Annotated in this window: 12 protein-coding genes; 6 read left to right on the top strand and 6 right to left on the bottom strand. The window is 56.0% G+C overall.

Annotated features, from left to right (window positions below):
• Positions 1 to 18: 18 nt before the first annotated feature.
• The 4 genes from ACMHXH_RS14640 to ACMHXH_RS14625 form a co-directional block, all read right to left on the bottom strand.
• Positions 19 to 1,161 (bottom strand): putative sulfate/molybdate transporter, encoded by a 1,143-nt coding sequence (locus ACMHXH_RS14640; protein ID WP_335911740.1) that lies wholly within the window; start codon positions 1,159 to 1,161, stop codon positions 19 to 21.
• A 276-nt stretch (positions 1,162 to 1,437) separates the two neighbouring features.
• Positions 1,438 to 2,838 (bottom strand): tetrathionate reductase family octaheme c-type cytochrome, encoded by a 1,401-nt coding sequence (locus ACMHXH_RS14635; protein WP_335911742.1) that lies wholly within the window; start codon positions 2,836 to 2,838, stop codon positions 1,438 to 1,440.
• 12 nt (positions 2,839 to 2,850) lie between these two features.
• Positions 2,851 to 4,578, bottom strand: a complete 1,728-nt coding sequence (locus tag ACMHXH_RS14630; protein ID WP_071476790.1) for a DUF3373 domain-containing protein — start codon at positions 4,576 to 4,578, stop codon at positions 2,851 to 2,853.
• A 121-nt stretch (positions 4,579 to 4,699) separates the two neighbouring features.
• Positions 4,700 to 5,026 (bottom strand): c-type cytochrome, encoded by a 327-nt coding sequence (locus ACMHXH_RS14625; RefSeq protein ID WP_025010197.1) that lies wholly within the window; start codon positions 5,024 to 5,026, stop codon positions 4,700 to 4,702.
• Positions 5,027 to 5,581: 555 nt separating this feature from the next.
• On the opposite strand from ACMHXH_RS14625, the gene phsA reads away from it, so the two are divergent.
• The 4 genes from phsA (at position 5,582) to traF (ending at position 10,737) form a co-directional block, all read left to right on the top strand.
• Complete coding sequence (gene phsA / locus ACMHXH_RS14620) at positions 5,582 to 7,861, top strand: thiosulfate reductase PhsA (RefSeq protein WP_071476791.1); 2,280 nt, start codon at positions 5,582 to 5,584, stop codon at positions 7,859 to 7,861.
• A 12-nt stretch (positions 7,862 to 7,873) separates the two neighbouring features.
• Entirely contained in the window at positions 7,874 to 8,446 is a 573-nt protein-coding gene (locus ACMHXH_RS14615) for a 4Fe-4S dicluster domain-containing protein (protein ID WP_039033542.1), read from the top strand.
• Positions 8,443 to 9,387 carry an NrfD/PsrC family molybdoenzyme membrane anchor subunit gene (nrfD, locus tag ACMHXH_RS14610; protein ID WP_039033541.1) on the top strand — a complete coding sequence of 315 codons (945 nt, stop codon included), beginning with the start codon at positions 8,443 to 8,445 and terminating at the stop codon, positions 9,385 to 9,387. Before ACMHXH_RS14615 ends, nrfD begins: the two co-directional genes overlap by 4 nt.
• 156 nt (positions 9,388 to 9,543) lie before the next feature.
• Positions 9,544 to 10,737, top strand: a complete 1,194-nt coding sequence (gene traF, locus ACMHXH_RS14605; RefSeq protein WP_335911745.1) for a conjugal transfer protein TraF — start codon at positions 9,544 to 9,546, stop codon at positions 10,735 to 10,737.
• A 7-nt stretch (positions 10,738 to 10,744) separates the two neighbouring features.
• Here traF and ACMHXH_RS14600 read toward each other — a convergent pair whose 3' ends face one another.
• Together ACMHXH_RS14600 and metJ are read right to left on the bottom strand one after the other, a co-directional pair.
• Positions 10,745 to 11,488, bottom strand: coding sequence for a sulfite exporter TauE/SafE family protein (locus tag ACMHXH_RS14600; RefSeq protein ID WP_101095731.1), 744 nt, complete (start codon positions 11,486 to 11,488; stop codon positions 10,745 to 10,747).
• A gap of 75 nt (positions 11,489 to 11,563) precedes the next feature.
• Positions 11,564 to 11,878 carry a met regulon transcriptional regulator MetJ gene (metJ, locus tag ACMHXH_RS14595; RefSeq protein ID WP_039033538.1) on the bottom strand — a complete coding sequence of 105 codons (315 nt, stop codon included), beginning with the start codon at positions 11,876 to 11,878 and terminating at the stop codon, positions 11,564 to 11,566.
• Between the two features lie 215 nt (positions 11,879 to 12,093).
• Between metJ and metB the strand changes: the two genes are divergently transcribed.
• Both metB and ACMHXH_RS14585 read left to right on the top strand, forming a co-directional pair.
• A complete protein-coding gene (gene metB, locus ACMHXH_RS14590) occupies positions 12,094 to 13,254 on the top strand; it encodes a cystathionine gamma-synthase (protein ID WP_233962602.1) in 1,161 nt (386 codons plus the stop codon).
• A 16-nt stretch (positions 13,255 to 13,270) separates the two neighbouring features.
• Positions 13,271 to 15,670 (top strand): bifunctional aspartate kinase/homoserine dehydrogenase II, encoded by a 2,400-nt coding sequence (locus tag ACMHXH_RS14585; protein ID WP_335911747.1) that lies wholly within the window; start codon positions 13,271 to 13,273, stop codon positions 15,668 to 15,670.
• Positions 15,671 to 16,617 lie beyond the last annotated feature (947 nt).

The following is a 16,617-nucleotide window of genomic DNA, read 5'->3' as shown; positions in this document are numbered from 1 at the left end:
AAGTCGCTGGTGTCGGCTTTATCGCAGTGCCCCAAGGGTTTGCCACTGACGGCGGCCGAACTCCAATACCACGCCTACAGCCAAACCGGCGGCGGCATTGACGGCCAGGCTCACCACAGCGGTCGCCAGGATAACAAAGATACAGAAAGGCTTGCCGTCCAAGAGGCGTTTGGACCAGGCCAACTGCAAGCCGGCGGTGGACAGCAGACTACCGAGAATAGCCAGCGGAATAAGGCTCAGCAGCCAGGCCACGTTTTCCCCCCAGGAGAGGGCTATCAGCAGGCAACTGCCGCCGAAGATTAGCGGCGCCCACAGGCGGCGGGCACCGAAATGGTATTGCACCGCCAACCCTCCGGCACCGTGGCACATGGCCGAAGCACCGAAGGGACTCAGCAGCAGATTGGCCAGGCCAGAGCTGGTGGCAAAGGCCTTGGGGCTGAAACGCTTGCTGTCTTCGGGGAACTTCTCTTTGGCCATTACTGAGGTGGCGATAACGGCATTGGTCAAAGTCAACGCCAGTTGCGGCAGCACCAACAGGGTTGCCGCGGCTCCCCAGTCATTTAACTCGGGCCAGCTCAAATGCCAAGGCGTGTTGTTGAACACAAAGCTGCTGTCGCTGCCGCCTTGCTGATATTGCCACAGCATGCCGAGGGCAATCACCAAGGGCATGGCCAGATAGCGCAGCGGGATAAAGCGGGCAAAGAAAATCAGTGCGAAGGCGCCGAATCCCAGCACAGGCTCGTCGGCCATCATCTTGAAACCCATCCACAACAGTTGCAGTCCTATGGCCAGTTGGATACCGACACTGACAGCCTGGGATATTTGCCGCGACAGCCAACTGATGGCGCCGGAGGCCGCCAGTACCAGCAGTATTACTCCCATCAGCATGGCGCTGGCTTGCATCATGCCGGGTGTCAGCCCCTGGGCGATGACCAGGGCGGCAATCACCTTCATAGGTTGCACGGGAATGGGGCGGCGATAAAACAGGGCGGTGGCCAGGGCAAAGAGACCGAAACCGAGAAAAATGCCTTGGGGAGAAAACTGATTCAGGGCGATCAGCCCAAGCACAAGAGGAAGAAAGGTTCCCAGATCGGCAAAGGCGCCGCTGAGCTCACCCAGGGAGCGGTTTAATGAGGAAAAAGTCTTGCCGTTTGTTGTCATTGCACTTGCCACAGAAAAGGATGCCCAGACAACGCAAGAAAAATGCCATTTTTTGTAGGGAGTTGCATCATCAATGACCCGAATTTACCGTCATAGTCTAATTCAGTGTAGTGCCGCTTGGACACTTTGGCCCGATTCTGGGTCTAAATGTCTTTTTTGGGGATAAGTGGCATCTCGTTTGGAGGGTACCAGATGAAAGAGTACCAGATGAGAGTGACCGGCTCCCGGGAGGCAGGGAGATGCGGGAGCCGGTCTTCAGGGCTTGCCTGAATCGGATCAGCGGGCGTGGCGAGCGCCGCCTTTGTGTTTCATGGGGTCGCCCTCATAGCCCAGCGCCTGCCAGTCGAGGCGGTCACCGCCGTTGTGGCAGTCGGCGCACTTGAGCGCTTCACTCTTGGGCGAGACCATGTGGTTGATACGCCACCACATTTCGGTTTTGGCGAAGCCGTACTGGCCGCTGTAGCTGATGCCCTTGGCCTGCATGGGCTCGCTGGCGGCCATCCCTAAGCGAATCGCCTTATCCCAGTCAAACTCAGACCAGAAACCGCCCTTGCCATAGGTCTTGGGATTGAGCAGCACCTTGTTGACCTTATCGTACACCTGCTTGCCTGTGTGTACCTTGAAGGGGTAGATCTTCGCCTTGGGATCCTGAATGTCACCCAGGGGGAAGGTCAGACGGGTGACCTGCTCGGGATCCATCTTGTCACCGGCCATATAGGCATCGGCGCGGCCGTTGTACCAGGCGTAGCTGGGCTTGACCATCTTGCCCCAAACGAAGCTGCCCTTTTTCTTGGCGTAGCTGTGACGACCATATTGATCCAGGCTCTCTTCCCTGTCTTCACCGGCAGTTGACCAGTCCCAGTGCAGCTTGGTGGGCTCATGGCGGGCAAAGAAGGGAATGTGGCAGGTCTGACAGGCCACGGTCGCCGCGTGCTTGTTCAGCTGTTTGTTGCCGTGTGGTGCACTGTCGTGGCAATTGTCACAGCCGATATGATCTTCACCGCCGGGGGATACACCCATGGCGTTACCGCTGATCATATGCTTCTGGGTGGTGTGGCAGTCCTGACACTGGAAGTCGTTGCCGTCGCTGTCCATATGTACATCCGTGGCCTTGTCCGGGTAGGCCATGGAAGAGTCGAGGTCGCCATGTTTGACCGCATCTCCGCCGCCACCGTAGAAGTGGCAACTGCCGCAGTTATCCCGCACCGGCTTGCCGACATTCTGAGCGACCCGCAGCAGATCCACTGTCTTGAATACCTCACCGGCCGCAACGGGATCTTTCACATAAGTACCCGTGGTGTCATGGCACACCAGGCAGTCCACCTTGGTCTTGTCCTTGAAGTCGAAGTTGTTGTCTTTCCAGCCGTAACCGGCATGGCAGCCGGTACAGCGCGGCTCGTTACCGGCAATGGAAACACAGAAGTTGTTGATGGAGTTTTTCTTGCCCCGTTTGACTGTGCGTCCGGGCAGTTTCTGCTCCAGTTCCCAGGTCCAGTGAGATGACAGCATAAAGTCATCGGCATCCTTTTCATGGCACTCAAGACAGGCCTGGGTGACTTCCGAGCCTGTGTTGAAGGGACCCTTGAGTACCTCTTTGTGGGGGCCGCCGGCCTGGGCCTGGCTCAGGAGGCCGAGCCAGAGTGCCGTGGCTATAAATGGCAGATAAAATGTTTTCATCTGTGTTCCTCCCTAGAAATTCACTGTCAGTGAGGCGTTGATATCCAGCGCCGTATCCACCACGGGCAATAGCGAATAGGCGCTGCCGTCCAGTACATCATCCACCTTCACAGGTGCACCCACGGGCGTGCCCGAGCCAGTGTATTCATAGTCGTAGTAGAGCCCCGCCAGCTTGATAAACATCCTGGGGTTGATATCGAAGATGTAGTAGGCCTCGGCCACATGGCCGCGGGTGGCCAGCTTGCTGCCGACCGGGTCGTCCTGGGCCTGAGTGAAGGGCGTCCAGTACTTGGAGCCATAGTTGTACTCTAGACCGAACTTGCCGTAAGGTGCCGGGATCTGCATGCCGATATAGATGCCATAACCATCGTGGGAGGCATCGGACTCGGCGCTGGATGGCACCATCAGCAGTTCATCGCCACTGCTGTTGAGCTCTGCCTGAAACACGGCGTCGGTCAACATGCCGCCGAACATGCCGGCGTTGCCGTTGCTCTCAGCGCGGGTCCAACCGAAGGAGGCAAACAGCTTGAGATCGTCATCGGACTCATAGGCATAGCCCAGGCCGCCCAGATACATGTCGCCTATGACCCCGCTGGGTTGCACCCGGGTAACAAAGTTGAAGTTGTCGAATTTCTGCAGATCGCTGTATAGAGTGGGGGCGAAAATTCCGGCCAACTCGTTGGGGAAGGCCATGGTGCCCTTGAAGCCGTCGTTGATATCCCGCGCGGCAAACAGGGTCAGCTGCAGGAAGTGGTTACCATCGTTGATCACATCAATGTTGAAACCGCCCAGATGGGTGTCCTTGCTGACGGTATCGCCATAAAGCTCGCCATTGCCCCATTGGGACTCAAAGCCCTGACCGTAACAGAAACGCACCACCTGGCCTTCTATCCCGGTGAGCTCTCCAAGCTTGTAGCCCAGAGTGGCACCGTCAAAGTTGAAGTTGACCAGGTGTCCGGAAGGGGTGCCGCCACGTTTTTCATTTTCCCGGTAGTGGCTCGGTGGGCCATAGGTGGAGGGACGACGGCCGACAGACAGATAAAACTCGCTGCCGCCGATGTTTTTCCAGTCAAAGTAGGCGCGCTCGACCCGCAGCCAGTCGCCGCTGGGGTTGCCTGAGTTGGTGCCGTCCATGGTGAAAGAGCGCCAGGAATCAAACACCTGCACACCGGTGGAATCGCCCCAGTCCTTGAACATGGTCAGGCGTCCGGCAAAGCTGACGTTGTCCCACACCTTAGCCTTGAGATCGAGCCGTAGCCGAGTGGTGTAGAAGATGTCATTGTCTATGTCGCCACTGCGATAAGGCGCCAGCACATAGGGCATAACGCCCTGCAGTTGCCCCTGGGCAAAGGCGTTGGCCAGCTCAGGGTTGGCAGCCATCATCTTGCCAAGGGGCGAGGAGGGATCCATGGGGTTGCCCAGTTCGCCGGCCATGGCTTTGGCGCCGAAGTCGTTGAAGTCCATCTTGATCGCCGGATGCCAGGTGACATTGCCATAGTGCAGCGAGTGGGCTCGGGTACGAAAGTCGCCGCTGATCTCCAGTCGATCGAGCGCCGTGTGCCGCTCTGTCTTGTCCACCCGGCTGTTGAGTATATCCAGCTCTTCGGTGATCTCCTGCAGTTGCTGTTTAAGCTCGCGGATCTTGGTGCTGTCATCCAGTTCCCCGGCCTGAAGCTGGGGGCTGCCCAGCAGAGCCAAACCCAGTGCCTGGGCCACCGCCAGAGCGATAAGAGTACGCATAGTAGATTCTCCTGACCGGCCTTGCCGGTCGTTTTCAGGCAGCAAGCGGCCCTGGGGTAACCCCATGACTTTGCTTGCAAGCTGTAAATTTAGTTAAGTGATTGGCGCCTATGCGCTCGGATCAACCGCAGGTCTGGGGTTGATCCGAGTCGGCGGCATGGTCGTACAGGAACTGTTGAATATCCTTGAGTTCCTGCTCTGTTAAAGGCTGAAACGCCTCGGGTTTGGCTTTGTGTTTGTCTCTGGCGAAGAATCTGTCCCATTGGCTCATGGTCTTGCTCATGGGAGTCAGTTCGCCGCCTATGCCTGCTTTGCTGTGACACTCTTTACAGACTTTCTTGTACAGGTGTTTGCCTTTCTTGGGGTTGCCGCCGTCGGCTGCGGTGGCGCCTGTGGCCAATGCGCAGGCTAAAAGCAGAAGGCCGAGTTTGCTGCTGGTGTTCATCATCTATTCCTCTGGGGTGACCGCCCGCTCCGTTAATGGGCTGTTATTTTATGTGTCCTTGCGGTTGTCAATTTAGCAATCCTGAGGTGCGTCAGCTTTGAACTGGATCACTTGCATGAAAATAATCTAATTGATAAAAATATCATTGAAATAAATCTAATTGATATGATGTTTTTGTTTTTAATTATTTAATTTTATTGTATTTTTATTTTTTGATCAGAAATCATCACTGTTGTTTTGGCTGATTTTATGAGCGTGATCGGCTTAACAATTGTGAATATTTGTTATCTCTAAAGTGGTTTTTGTTAATCGGTTTGGTGCTTGTGATGGCTTTTTTTTTAACGGCTAGAGGCTGGATTACCCTCACACTTTCATGTCCTTTCCGGCATCTTTGCGGGGGCTGGATCACACTCACTCCCCCTATGTGGTTTACCACAATACCCACAGGAATTTAATGGGTAAACAATGAGCTTAAGCCGCTGTAGTCAAGCGGAATCCCATTCAAACAATAACCTGTGTGAGCGACCTTTCCCCGAGGGGAGAGGATGGAGGTAAACCATGATAGAGCTTGATAGGCGCACCTTTCTGAAAGGGGCTGGAGCCGGAGGGGCAACCTGTGCCCTGGCCGGAGTTCTGCCCGGTTCGCTGGCGGCTTTGGGGCGCAGCCCTCTGACCGGCAGTGCCACTGAAGTTGCCAGTATGTGTGAGATGTGTTCGACCCGTTGCCCGATTTCGGCGCGGATAATCGACGGCAAAAACGTCTTTATTTCTGGCAACAAAGAAGCCAAATCATTCGGCGGTAAGGTCTGTGCCCGTGGCGGCGCCGGCCTCAGTTTATTGTACGATCCACAAAGGATTGTCAAACCACTCAAGCGCGTCGGTGAGCGCGGCGAAGGCAAGTGGGCCGAAATCAGCTGGCAGGAAGCCTATCAAACCATCGCTACCAAGCTGAATCAAATCAAGGCCGACCATGGTCCTGAAGCCGTGGCGTTTTCCTCCAAGTCAGGTTCGCTGTCCGGACACCTGTTCTATTTGGGTCAGGCTTACGGCAGCCCCAACTCCTTTACCCATAACACCACTTGCCCGGGCGGTTATGTGGTTGCCGCCAAGGCGATGTTCGGTACCAAGGTGAAGCGGGATCTCTCCAACTCCAAGTACATCATCAACTTCGGTCATAACCTCTATGAGGGGATCAATATGTCCGAAACCCGGGGAATGATGAAGGCCCAGGCTGACAAAGGCGCCAAGTTGGTGGTGTTTGAACCCAGGTTCTCTGTGGTGGCCGACAAGGCCGATGAGTGGTATGCCATTCGTCCCGGTTCGGATGTGGCCGTAGCCCTGGCGCTGTGCCATGTGTTGATTGCCGACAACCTCTATGACAAGGCCTTTATTGAGCGCTATGTTGTGGGTTTTGAAGAGTTTGCGGCCGAGGTCAAGGCTTATACCCCTGAGTGGGCCGAGACAATTTCCGACGTGCCTGCCGCCGACATCCGCCGTATTGCTCACGAGTACGCCGCTGCAGCGCCTCACGCCGTGGTCGACTTTGGCCACAGATCTACTTTCACTCCGGAAGAGTTCGATATGCGCCGGGCGCTGTATGCCGCCAACGTGCTGATCGGCAACCTGGAGCGTAAGGGTGGCCTCTACATGGGCAAGAAGGCCGGTGGCTACAACAAGTTTGCCGGTGAGCTTGTGGCTCCTGAGCTGGGTAAGCCAGGCGTTAAACTGCCCAAGCCGCAAGCCAAACGCATCGACCAGATGGATGAGCAGTTTGCTATGGCCTGGTCCGGTGGTGGTATCTATCAGTCAATCATAGATGCAACTCTGGAAGCCAAGCCTTACCAACTGCGGGCCTGGGTTATGAGCCGTACCAACCCTATGCAGACCATGACCGACCGTGCCAAGGTGGTTGAAAGTCTGAAGAAGTTGGAGTTTGTGGTTTCCTGTGATGTTTACATCAGTGAAACCGCCGCCTGGGCCGACATCATACTGCCCGAGTGTACTTACCTGGAGCGGGATGAAGAGGTCGCCGACAAATCCGGCAAGAACCCGGCCTACTACCTGCGTCAGCAAGTGGTAGATGTGATTGGCGATGCCAAGCCTTCCTGGCAAATCTTCCGTGAACTGGGCATAGAGATGGGCCTGGAGCAGTACTATCCCTGGGAAAACATGGAAACCCTGCAATTCCTGCAGGTGAATAAAGACGCCCAGCTGTTACAGCACATCAAGGACAAGGGCTTTGTCAGCTACGGCAAGCCGCTGATGCTGCGTGAACCCAAGATGGTGGCCGACTTTGTCGCCGCCTACCCCAACGCCAGGGGCATGGATGAAGATGGTACTTATGGTAGCGCGCTCAAGTTCAAGACCCCCAGCGGCAAGATTGAACTGACCTCCGCCAAGGTAGAAGACATGGCGCCTGGCCGTGGCACTATCGCCTATCGCGAAGTGACCCTGAAGCAACCGGACGAGCTCTACTTTATCCAGGGTAAGGTGGCAGTGCATACCAATGGTGCGACCCACAATGTGCCTATGCTGGCTAACCTGATGTCCGATAACGCCGTCTGGATCCACCCTGACACTGCCGCCAAGCATGGCATTGAGAATGGGGACGCCATTCGTCTCACTTCCAGTGTCGGCAGTGAAGAGGGTCATGCGCTGGTGACCAAGGGCATACGTCCCGACACTGTGTTTGCCTATATGGGCTTTGGTTCCAAGAACAAGGAGCTGGCACGGGCGACCGGTAAGGGCGTGCACTGCGGCAACCTGCTGCCCAACGTGACTGCACCTGTGTGCGGTATGAACGTACACACCACAGGTGTGAAGCTGGAAAAGGCATAAGGGGAGGCGAAGATGACTAAAAGATATGTGATGGTGCACGACGAGAATAAGTGCATCGGCTGTCAGGCCTGTAACGTCGCCTGCCGCAGCGAAAACGGTGTACCTGAGAGCGTAACCCGCCTGCAGGTACGGGTAGAAGGCCCATTCGGTGATGCGCCGCATCTGCACTTCAAGTATCACAGGGTGTCCTGTCAGCAGTGTGAAGATGCCCCTTGCGTCAAGGTCTGTCCTACCGGGGCGGCTTATGTGGGCGAGGACGGCATTATTTCCATCAAGGCAGAGAAATGTGTCGGCTGTATGTACTGTGTGGCAGCTTGCCCCTACAAAGTACGCTTTATGAACCCGGAGACCAAGGTGGCCGACAAGTGCAACTTCTGTAAGGACACCCGACTGGCTCGCGGCGAACAACCCGCCTGTGTGACCGTATGTCCTACCGATGCCCTGGTGTTTGGTGATGCCAACGAGGCCGGCAGCGAGGTGGCGACTCTGCTCAACACCCGCGTGACTTATCAGGACAAGACCCATCTGGGTACTAAACCCAGAATCTACCGTATTCCTGTCAAGAGAGGGGGGATCCAATCATGAACAATACTTGGGGCGATATGACACAATACGACCCTGTAACCTGGAACTGGGTCATAGCGGTTTACCTCTTCTTGGCTGGGTTGTCGGCGGGTAGTCTGCTGATTGGGATCGGGCTGCGTTGGGTGCAAAACAAGACAGAGGGTGACAGCGGTATTCTCAAGGCGGCAGCCTTGATAGCGCCAGTGGCTATCTGTTTGGGGATGCTGTGTCTGGTGTTTGACCTGACCAAGCCGTTCCACTTCTGGCTGATCCTGATCAACTACAACCTGACATCTGTGATGTCCATCGGGGTGTTGGCGCTGCTGGCCTATATTCCGCTGACCTTTGCCTATGCGCTGGTCGTGCTGAAAGATGATCTCGGTAGCTGGGGTCTGGGCTTTCTTAAAGGGATTGCAGAATCACTGACTGGCCTTCGCAAGACTATGGAAGTACTGCTGTTTGTGCTGGCGATTGTCGTGGGTGCTTACACAGGCTTCCTGATCTCCGCCATGAACGCCTACCCCATGCTGAACACTGCCGTATTACCGGCGCTGTTCCTGGTGTCCGGTCTGTCGGCCGGTGCGGCCGCCAACGCGGTAGTGGCGCTGCTGCTGTTCAAGACAGACAAGCACTGCCCACAGCTGGGACGGATGCACGGTTTGGAACTGCCGGTAATGGCGGCAGAAATCCTGTTCCTGTTCATGCTGTTCTGCGCGCTCTATTTCAAGGGCGGTGCAGCGGCGGCAGCGCTGGCATCACTGACAAGCGGCGTTTGGGCCAGCGTGTTCTGGATTGGGGTTGTGGGTATAGGCTTTGGTATCCCACTGCTTTCCATGTTGTTGCTGCCGGCGAGTACCCGTCACACCAAGGGCGCTATGTTGGCGGTAGCCTGCTGCAGCCTGACCGGGGTGCTGGCACTTAGGCACTTTATTCTCTATGCAGGTCAGAGCTATCTTGGTTAACAAGCACTTCTGAACCTGTTTTGCCTCAGCCCGTATTATTTGATACGGGCTTTTTTTGTATCTTGATACCATTGTGCCACTGAGATCTGGACTATCTTTAACCCATGTAACTAACGTCTTGCGTCTGGTTACAGATAAAAGCAAGAGGGGGATGAGATGAAACTGAGTCTGTTGACACTGCTTACCACGGGGCTTGCCAGCACGCTGGCGCTGGCTGGGCAGGATGTTTATGAGGCCCGCGCCGATGCCATGGGCGGCGTTGCCGTGGCGGCCGGTAATCGTGAGGCGGCGGCCTTTTCCAATCCGGCGCTGCTGGCTTTGCCCTCGCACCGCAGCAGTGACTTCAGTTTACTTATTCCCACCATAGGCGCAGATGGCGCAGATAAAGATCAGATGATCGATAAGTTTGATGCCTTGCAGGATAACTATGACGCTCTGGTCAATGCCATAGATGCTGCCGACACAGCGGCTATCGATGACTACCGCAAGCGCCTCAGTGGTGACTTGCAATCGCTGCAGGGCAACAACGCCTATGTCAGTGCCGGTATCAATATGGCGTTGGTCATGCCTTCGGATGGTTTTAGCTATGCCTTTGTATTCAAGAGTTATCTCGATGCCTTGGGGATTGCCGAAATCGCCGCTGCGGATATTGATGCCCTGGATAATCTGGACCCCAATAACCCGCCGGAAATCCAAGATTTGACCTCCCAGGGGCGAGTGGTAGCCGGGGCGGTTTCCGAGCTCGGAGTGGCCGTGAGCTATCCGCTATCTATCGTCAATATGCCGGTGACAGTGGGAGTCACCCCCAAGCTGCAACGGTTGGATAGTTTTAACTATGCTGTCAGCGCCAACAACTTCGATGCCGATGATTTCAATGATGATGATTATCGCAGTGATGACACAGGCTTTAATCTGGATATCGGCCTGGCATTTCAGCCATTGGATGGTTTGGTTATCGGTGTCAGCGGACGTAATCTTATCGAGCGGGACTTAAGCAGCATAGAGGCTGGCGGCGTGCAGCTTACCTATCAGGTGAAACCTATGGTTACCGCCGGGGTGGCCTATGACTGGGCGGCTTTTTCGCTCAGCAGCGACTTGGATCTTACCGACAACGATAAGTTTGCCGAGCTTGAGGGCAGCCGCTATTGGCGTTTAGGTGGCGAATACCGGCCTGCTGACTGGGTTGCTTTACGGCTCGGTTATCGCCAGGATCTCAATGATCACAGCGCCGATCTCTACTCCCTGGGGACAGGTTTTGCCATAGGCAACAGCTTCCGGCTGGATCTCACCGGCATGTTTGGCAGTGACGATGCCATAGGTGGCGTGCTGCAAACCAGCTATCACTTCTAACAGCGATTTAACCGTTGATGAGCGCCAGAGTTGATTTGATTGTCAGCAGCAGGGCGCTCAGGGCGCACAGCGCCAGCGTCAGGACTCGGGTCTTCTCTTTATCTACCCTGCCCACCAAACGGCCAGCCACCAGAAAACCGAGAAAAACCGAAGGCAGCAGCAACAGCGACAGCCATAGGTGTCTCAGGGTCAGGAGGCCAAAACAGCCGAGAATGATCAAGGCTATCAATGAGCTGAAGATAAAGAAGGCCGACAGCGCTGCGCGGAACTGACTGGCGTCTTTTCCCGCCAGCAGCAGGGCCATAGGTGGCCCACCTATGGCGGCCACGGTGCCGAAGATCCCGGAAAAGATCCCGGCGATAAACAAGCTGAGGCGGTTGATTTTGATACTGTACTTTCTGAAGCTGAGAAATACGGCCACGGCCACAATCAGGGCTATGGTCAAGCCCATAATCGGCTGCGGCGCCAGTAACAGCAGGGTGGCACCAATCAGGCCGCCGGGGAGCCGTCCCAGCAAGGCATATTGCAAGCCGTTGAATTCCAGGTGACCGCGCTCGCGTACCAGTGTCAGCAGGGCGATGGAAAACCCCATGGCGATAACAGGAGCGGGAACCAGTTCCGGATCGACGATATACAGCAAAGGTGTGGCTACCACGGCCAGGCCAAAGCCTATCAGCGACTGGGTCAGGGCGCCGGTAAATATGATCAGGGATGCCAGTAACAGGGTGACGGGATCTATCAGTGACAGCATTCGCAAGCCCCCAAAAGAAAAGGATCGCGCAGCGATCCTTGTTCAACAATAAGATAATTCAGAGGAATAAGACACTTATTCCATGTCTTCCCATTCAATGCCCATGGCATCCATCATGCGTTTGGCTTCTTCCGGGATGCTGTCGGGTTTGTCTTTGGACAAATCCTCATCATTGGGCAGTGGCTGGCCGGTATAGGCATGCAGGAAGGCTTCGCACAACAGTTCGCTGTTTGTGGCGTGCCGCAGGTTGTTTACCTGGCGCCGGGTGCGCTCATCGGTCAATACTTTCAGTACCTTCAACGGAATAGAGACAGTGATTTTTTTCACTTGCTCATTCTTCTTGCCGTGTTCGGCATAAGGGCTGATGTATTCGCCATTCCATTCAGTCATTGATTCACCTGTGATCTCACTAATTCGCAGCAGATTTTAAACCCTTACAGGATACAGTCAAATGATTGCCTGCAAAATCTGTGCAATATGAACAGAAACCCATACATTTGGACGTCCAAACGTCTTGATGCCTATTGACGGCCGGATGGTCATTGGTTAGATTTAGACGTCCAGACATCTTTATGGTGTCGAACTTCAGCATTCAGGAGTCGATTATGACAGAGCGGCGATTAGCAACCACAGCGGTCCGGCAGGGCATCGAATCAGACAGCCAGCACGGGGCCGTGGTGCCTCCCATCTATCTGTCGACCAACTATGCCTTTGAGGGGCACACTCAGCCAAGAGCCTTTGATTATAGCCGCTCGGGTAATCCTACCCGCTCCATTCTGGGGGATGCCTTGGGGGAGCTGGAACAGGGCTGCAGTGCGGCAATTACAGCGACCGGCATGGCGGCCATTACTCTGGTGGTCAACCTGCTGGGGCCGGATGACCTCTTGTTGGTGCCCCATGACTGTTATGGCGGTAGCTATAGGCTGTTCACCCATCTGGCGGCCAAGGGCCAGTTTCGCTTGCAGGTGCTGGATCAAACCGACCCGCAAGCTCTTGCCGCTGCCCTGGCACAAAAGCCGCGCATGGTGTGGCTCGAGACGCCATCCAATCCACTGCTGCGGGTAGTGGATATTGCCGCCATTGCCGAGGCAGCCCACCAGCAGGATGCATTGGTGGTGGCTGACAACACCTTTTTATCGCCGGCGCTGCAACAGCCTTTGCTGTTGGGGGCCGACATAGTGGTGCACTCGACCACTAAATATATCAATGGCCACAGCGATGTGGTGGGCGGTGCCGTAGTAGCCAAAGATCCCGAATTGGCAGAGCAGCTGCACTGGTGGTCCAACACGCTTGGACTGAGCGGAGGCGCCTTCGACAGCTACCTGACCCTGCGTGGCCTGCGTACTCTGGCGCTTAGGATCCGCGAGCATCAGGCCAATGCCGAGCGCATAGTGGCGCTGCTGAGTCAGAGCCCGGTGGTCGACAAAGTTTATTATCCGGGGCTTAAGAGCCACCCAGGCCATGAGATTGCCGCCAGGCAGCAGAGTGGCTTTGGCGCTATGCTGAGTTTTGAACTCAAGGGTGATGAAGCGCAGGTGGTTGCCTTCCTCGGCGCGCTCAAGCTGTTTTCCGTGGCCGAGAGCCTGGGAGGAGTTGAGAGCCTGGTGGCGGTGCCCGCCACCATGACCCACAGAGCCATGGCGAGTGAGGCTCGCGCCGAAGCCGGTATTAAAGACACGCTTATTCGCTTGTCTGTGGGCATAGAAGATGGCCGGGATCTGCTGGACGATATCGCCGCCGGATTGGCGGCAGCCGCAAACTGTTGAATTGAAGGAGCTTGAGATGGCACGTTGTCACCTACATAAGTTTGGCGGTTCCAGTCTCGCCGATGCCGATTGCTACCGACGGGTCGCCCATATTTTGCTGACCCATGGTCATGCCGATGATCTTGTAGTGGTTTCCGCCGCCGGCAAGAGTACTAATTTTCTCTATAAACTGTTGACCCTGAAGGAGTCGGGCGCTCTGTGGCAGGAGGAGCTACAGGAGCTTGTCGGTTATCAGCAAAATCTGATTGAACAGCTGCTGGGTAATGAACAGGCACGTCAACTGCGGGAGCGTCTGTCTACAGATAAGGCGCAACTGGCCAGTTTATTGTCCTTGCCTGAACTCAGCGAATACCAATGCAATCAGGTGGTGGGTTTCGGTGAACGCTGGTCGGCCAGACTGATGGCGGCGCTGCTGCGGGAGTCCGGTGTTGCCGCTTCCCATGTGGATGCCCGCAGTTTGTTGATTGCCGATGAGGGCGCAGTCCCCAGGATTCGCCTCGATGAGTCCCGCGAAAGGGTGCAGCGGCTGCTGGCCGAGCATCCCGATGAACGCCTGGTGATCACCGGCTTTATCTGCGCCAATAGCCAAGGCGAAACTCTGCTGCTCGGTCGCAACGGCTCCGACTTCAGTGCCACCCTGATAGCCAGCCTGGCCGATATCGACAGGGTGACCATTTGGACAGATGTCGAAGGGGTGTTCAATGCCGATCCCAACAAGATTGCCGATGCCAGGCTACTGAGCAGTATGTCGCTGGCTGAGGCCGACCGCCTGGCGCGGCTTGGCTCCCCGGTACTGCATTGCCGTACCCTGCAGCCGCTGTTTGATACCGAGGTCAGTCTGGCGGTGCGTTCGAGCTACGCCTCGCATACCGACTTTACCCTGATAGCCCCCAAGAGTGATGCCGCAAGTGCCCCTGTGGTGACCAATCTTAATCAGGTGTCCCTCTTGAGCCTGGAGCTCAATGGCAGCCGGGCTCAGACTCAGACGCTCGATGCACTCAATGAGGCGGGTTTGAACCCGCTGGCTTACTGGTCTCAGGGACAACACAAACTTGAGCTGGCCTTTACTCCCGAATTATCCCGCCAAGTCTGGCAGTTACTGGAAGCGCAGACATCCGAGCTCAAAATTCAAAGCATTACCGAGGACAGAGAGCATGGACTGGTGGCGCTGGTAAGCAGTGGCGCCGGCAGTTATCGTCGCAGCTTTGCCCGTTTGCTGAGCCGTGAAGCGCGGCCTCTGTACCAGGACCAACTCAGCCTGGTCACCCTGGTACCCAAATCGCAGGTGAACCTGCTGACCCAGAAGGTGCACAGGCGCTGCGCCGGCCCCCGCAAACGCATAGGCGTTATTCTGCTGGGTGTGGGTAACATAGGCGAAGCCTGGGTGGAGTTGTTTGGCCGAGCCCGCGACGGCCTCAAACGTGAGCTGGAGGCCAGTGTTGAACTCCTGGGCTTGGCGAGTTCGAGCCGCGCCTGGATCTGCAATGAGGGGATCTTTGGGGATGACTGGCAGGCAAGGTTTGAAGCTGAAGCTACCCCTTGGCAGTATGAACATCTGTTCGAACAGCTTGCGTTGCTGCAAGCCGATGAACTGGTAGCGCTGGATATCAGTGCCAGCGCTGGACTGACACTAGAGTATCCTGAGTTTTTTGCCCGTGGCATTCATATGGTCAGTGCCAACAAGTTGGCTGGCTCCGGGCCATTGCCTTTCTACCGCGAGCTGAAACAGCAGTTGGGTAACCGCCGACTGTTCTGGCGTTACAACGCCAGTTGCGGCGCCGGGCTGCCGGTGCAGCACGCGCTCAATGATTTGCACAACAGCGGCGACAGGGTAGAGGCTGTCGGCGGTATCTTTTCCGGCACGCTCTGCTGGCTGTTTGAGCATTTCGATGGCATCAAACCTTTCTCCGAGTTGGTGTTGCAGGCCAAAGAGCTGGGGATCACAGAGCCGGATCCCAGGGACGATCTTTCCGGGCGTGACATGCAGCGCAAGTTGTTGATATTGGCTCGTGAAATAGGTCTGGAACTGGAGCTTGAGGATATTCGCTTAAGCTCACTGGTGCCTGAGGCGCTGGCCGATATTCCGCTGGATGAGTTTTTGCAGCGGATCACCGAATTGGATGCCACTCTCGCGCAGCAGTTTGCCGCCGCGGCCGAGCAAAACAAGGTGCTGCGCTATGTGGCGTCACTGGAGCAGCAAGATGGCCAGGTTAACGCCGAAGTCTCTCTGCAGTGGGTCGAGCGTCAGCATCCATACGCTAACCTGACCCCGGGAGATAATGTGTTTGTCATCCGCTCAGCCTTCTACCAGGGTAATCCGCTGATCATTCGCGGCCCAGGTGCCGGTAGGGAAGTGACTGCCGCGGCAGTACAGTCGGATCTGGTGCAGATCTGTCGCGATCTGCTGCAGGAGTAGGGTTGGTATTAGCGTCATGTTTGAAGTTGGTTGACTCCTGGCTAGGAAAGCCTGTGTTAGAGGCCGTTCTCGGACGTCCAGTCCTTCACGGTATTCGAGCTTTCAGCCTATCCGTACCGCAAGTGATAGGCTGCGGTTTAGCTGGAAGCTGAGATCAAGTTCATTGCTGAGCTTTGGCTTAAAGCCATGCTAGCCGCTGTGCCAGCGGTCTAAAGTCGTGGAGCTTCGCCCCACACCCGAGGAAAGGGGGCTGTATCGACTCGCCCCCTTTCCAAACCCCCAGCGACCCGCGACGCAGCGGACAACCCCTTGTGCTTATGATGCCAATTCGCTATCGCGCCAGACGCTCATCCCTGATTCGACTGGCGCTGCTTCGGCATCCATGCCTCGCTACGCGATTGTCATCAACGCCCTGCGGCCGCTTCGAGCGGGAGTCGGTGTAATTCTGTGAAAATGGAGTAGCTTGAAATATTTGAGCGATTTGCAGACATACGCCTATTTTCCAGGCACAGGCGGGACTGTGACCTTCCGAGCCAGGGATGGCGAGGCAGAGCTTACAGGGATGTACTCGCAGCGAGTCACAGGATCGCCTGTGCATAAGCCTGCGGCAGGCAATGAGTAACATCTGTCGCCGGAAGCTCGGCCAATACTAACTTAGATACTCTTAGCTGGAAGCTATGATAGCCGCTGTGCCAGCGGCGTAAAGTCGTGGAGCAAGTGCATCCATGCACAAAGGCCAGTTCGCCATCCCTGGCTCTCGCTCGAAAGCACGTTGCTACGCAACTCTCGCCAAACCACACCGGGCAAGGGGCTTTGCTTGTCCAAAGCCCTTGCATCCCCAAGGACACCCCAACGTAGCCGAAATCCCCGCTGGCTTATGAAACAAATTGGCTACACTCAGGACTCGCCAAATGCATCCATGCATAACGGCCAGCTCGCCTTCCTTG

This window comes from Shewanella sp. BJSY2023SW001 (assembly GCF_047314685.1).
In the GTDB taxonomy this organism is placed as follows: domain Bacteria; phylum Pseudomonadota; class Gammaproteobacteria; order Enterobacterales; family Shewanellaceae; genus Shewanella; species Shewanella indica.
Note: the sequence above shows the minus strand (reverse complement) of the source record. Positions and strands in the feature narration are given on the sequence as shown.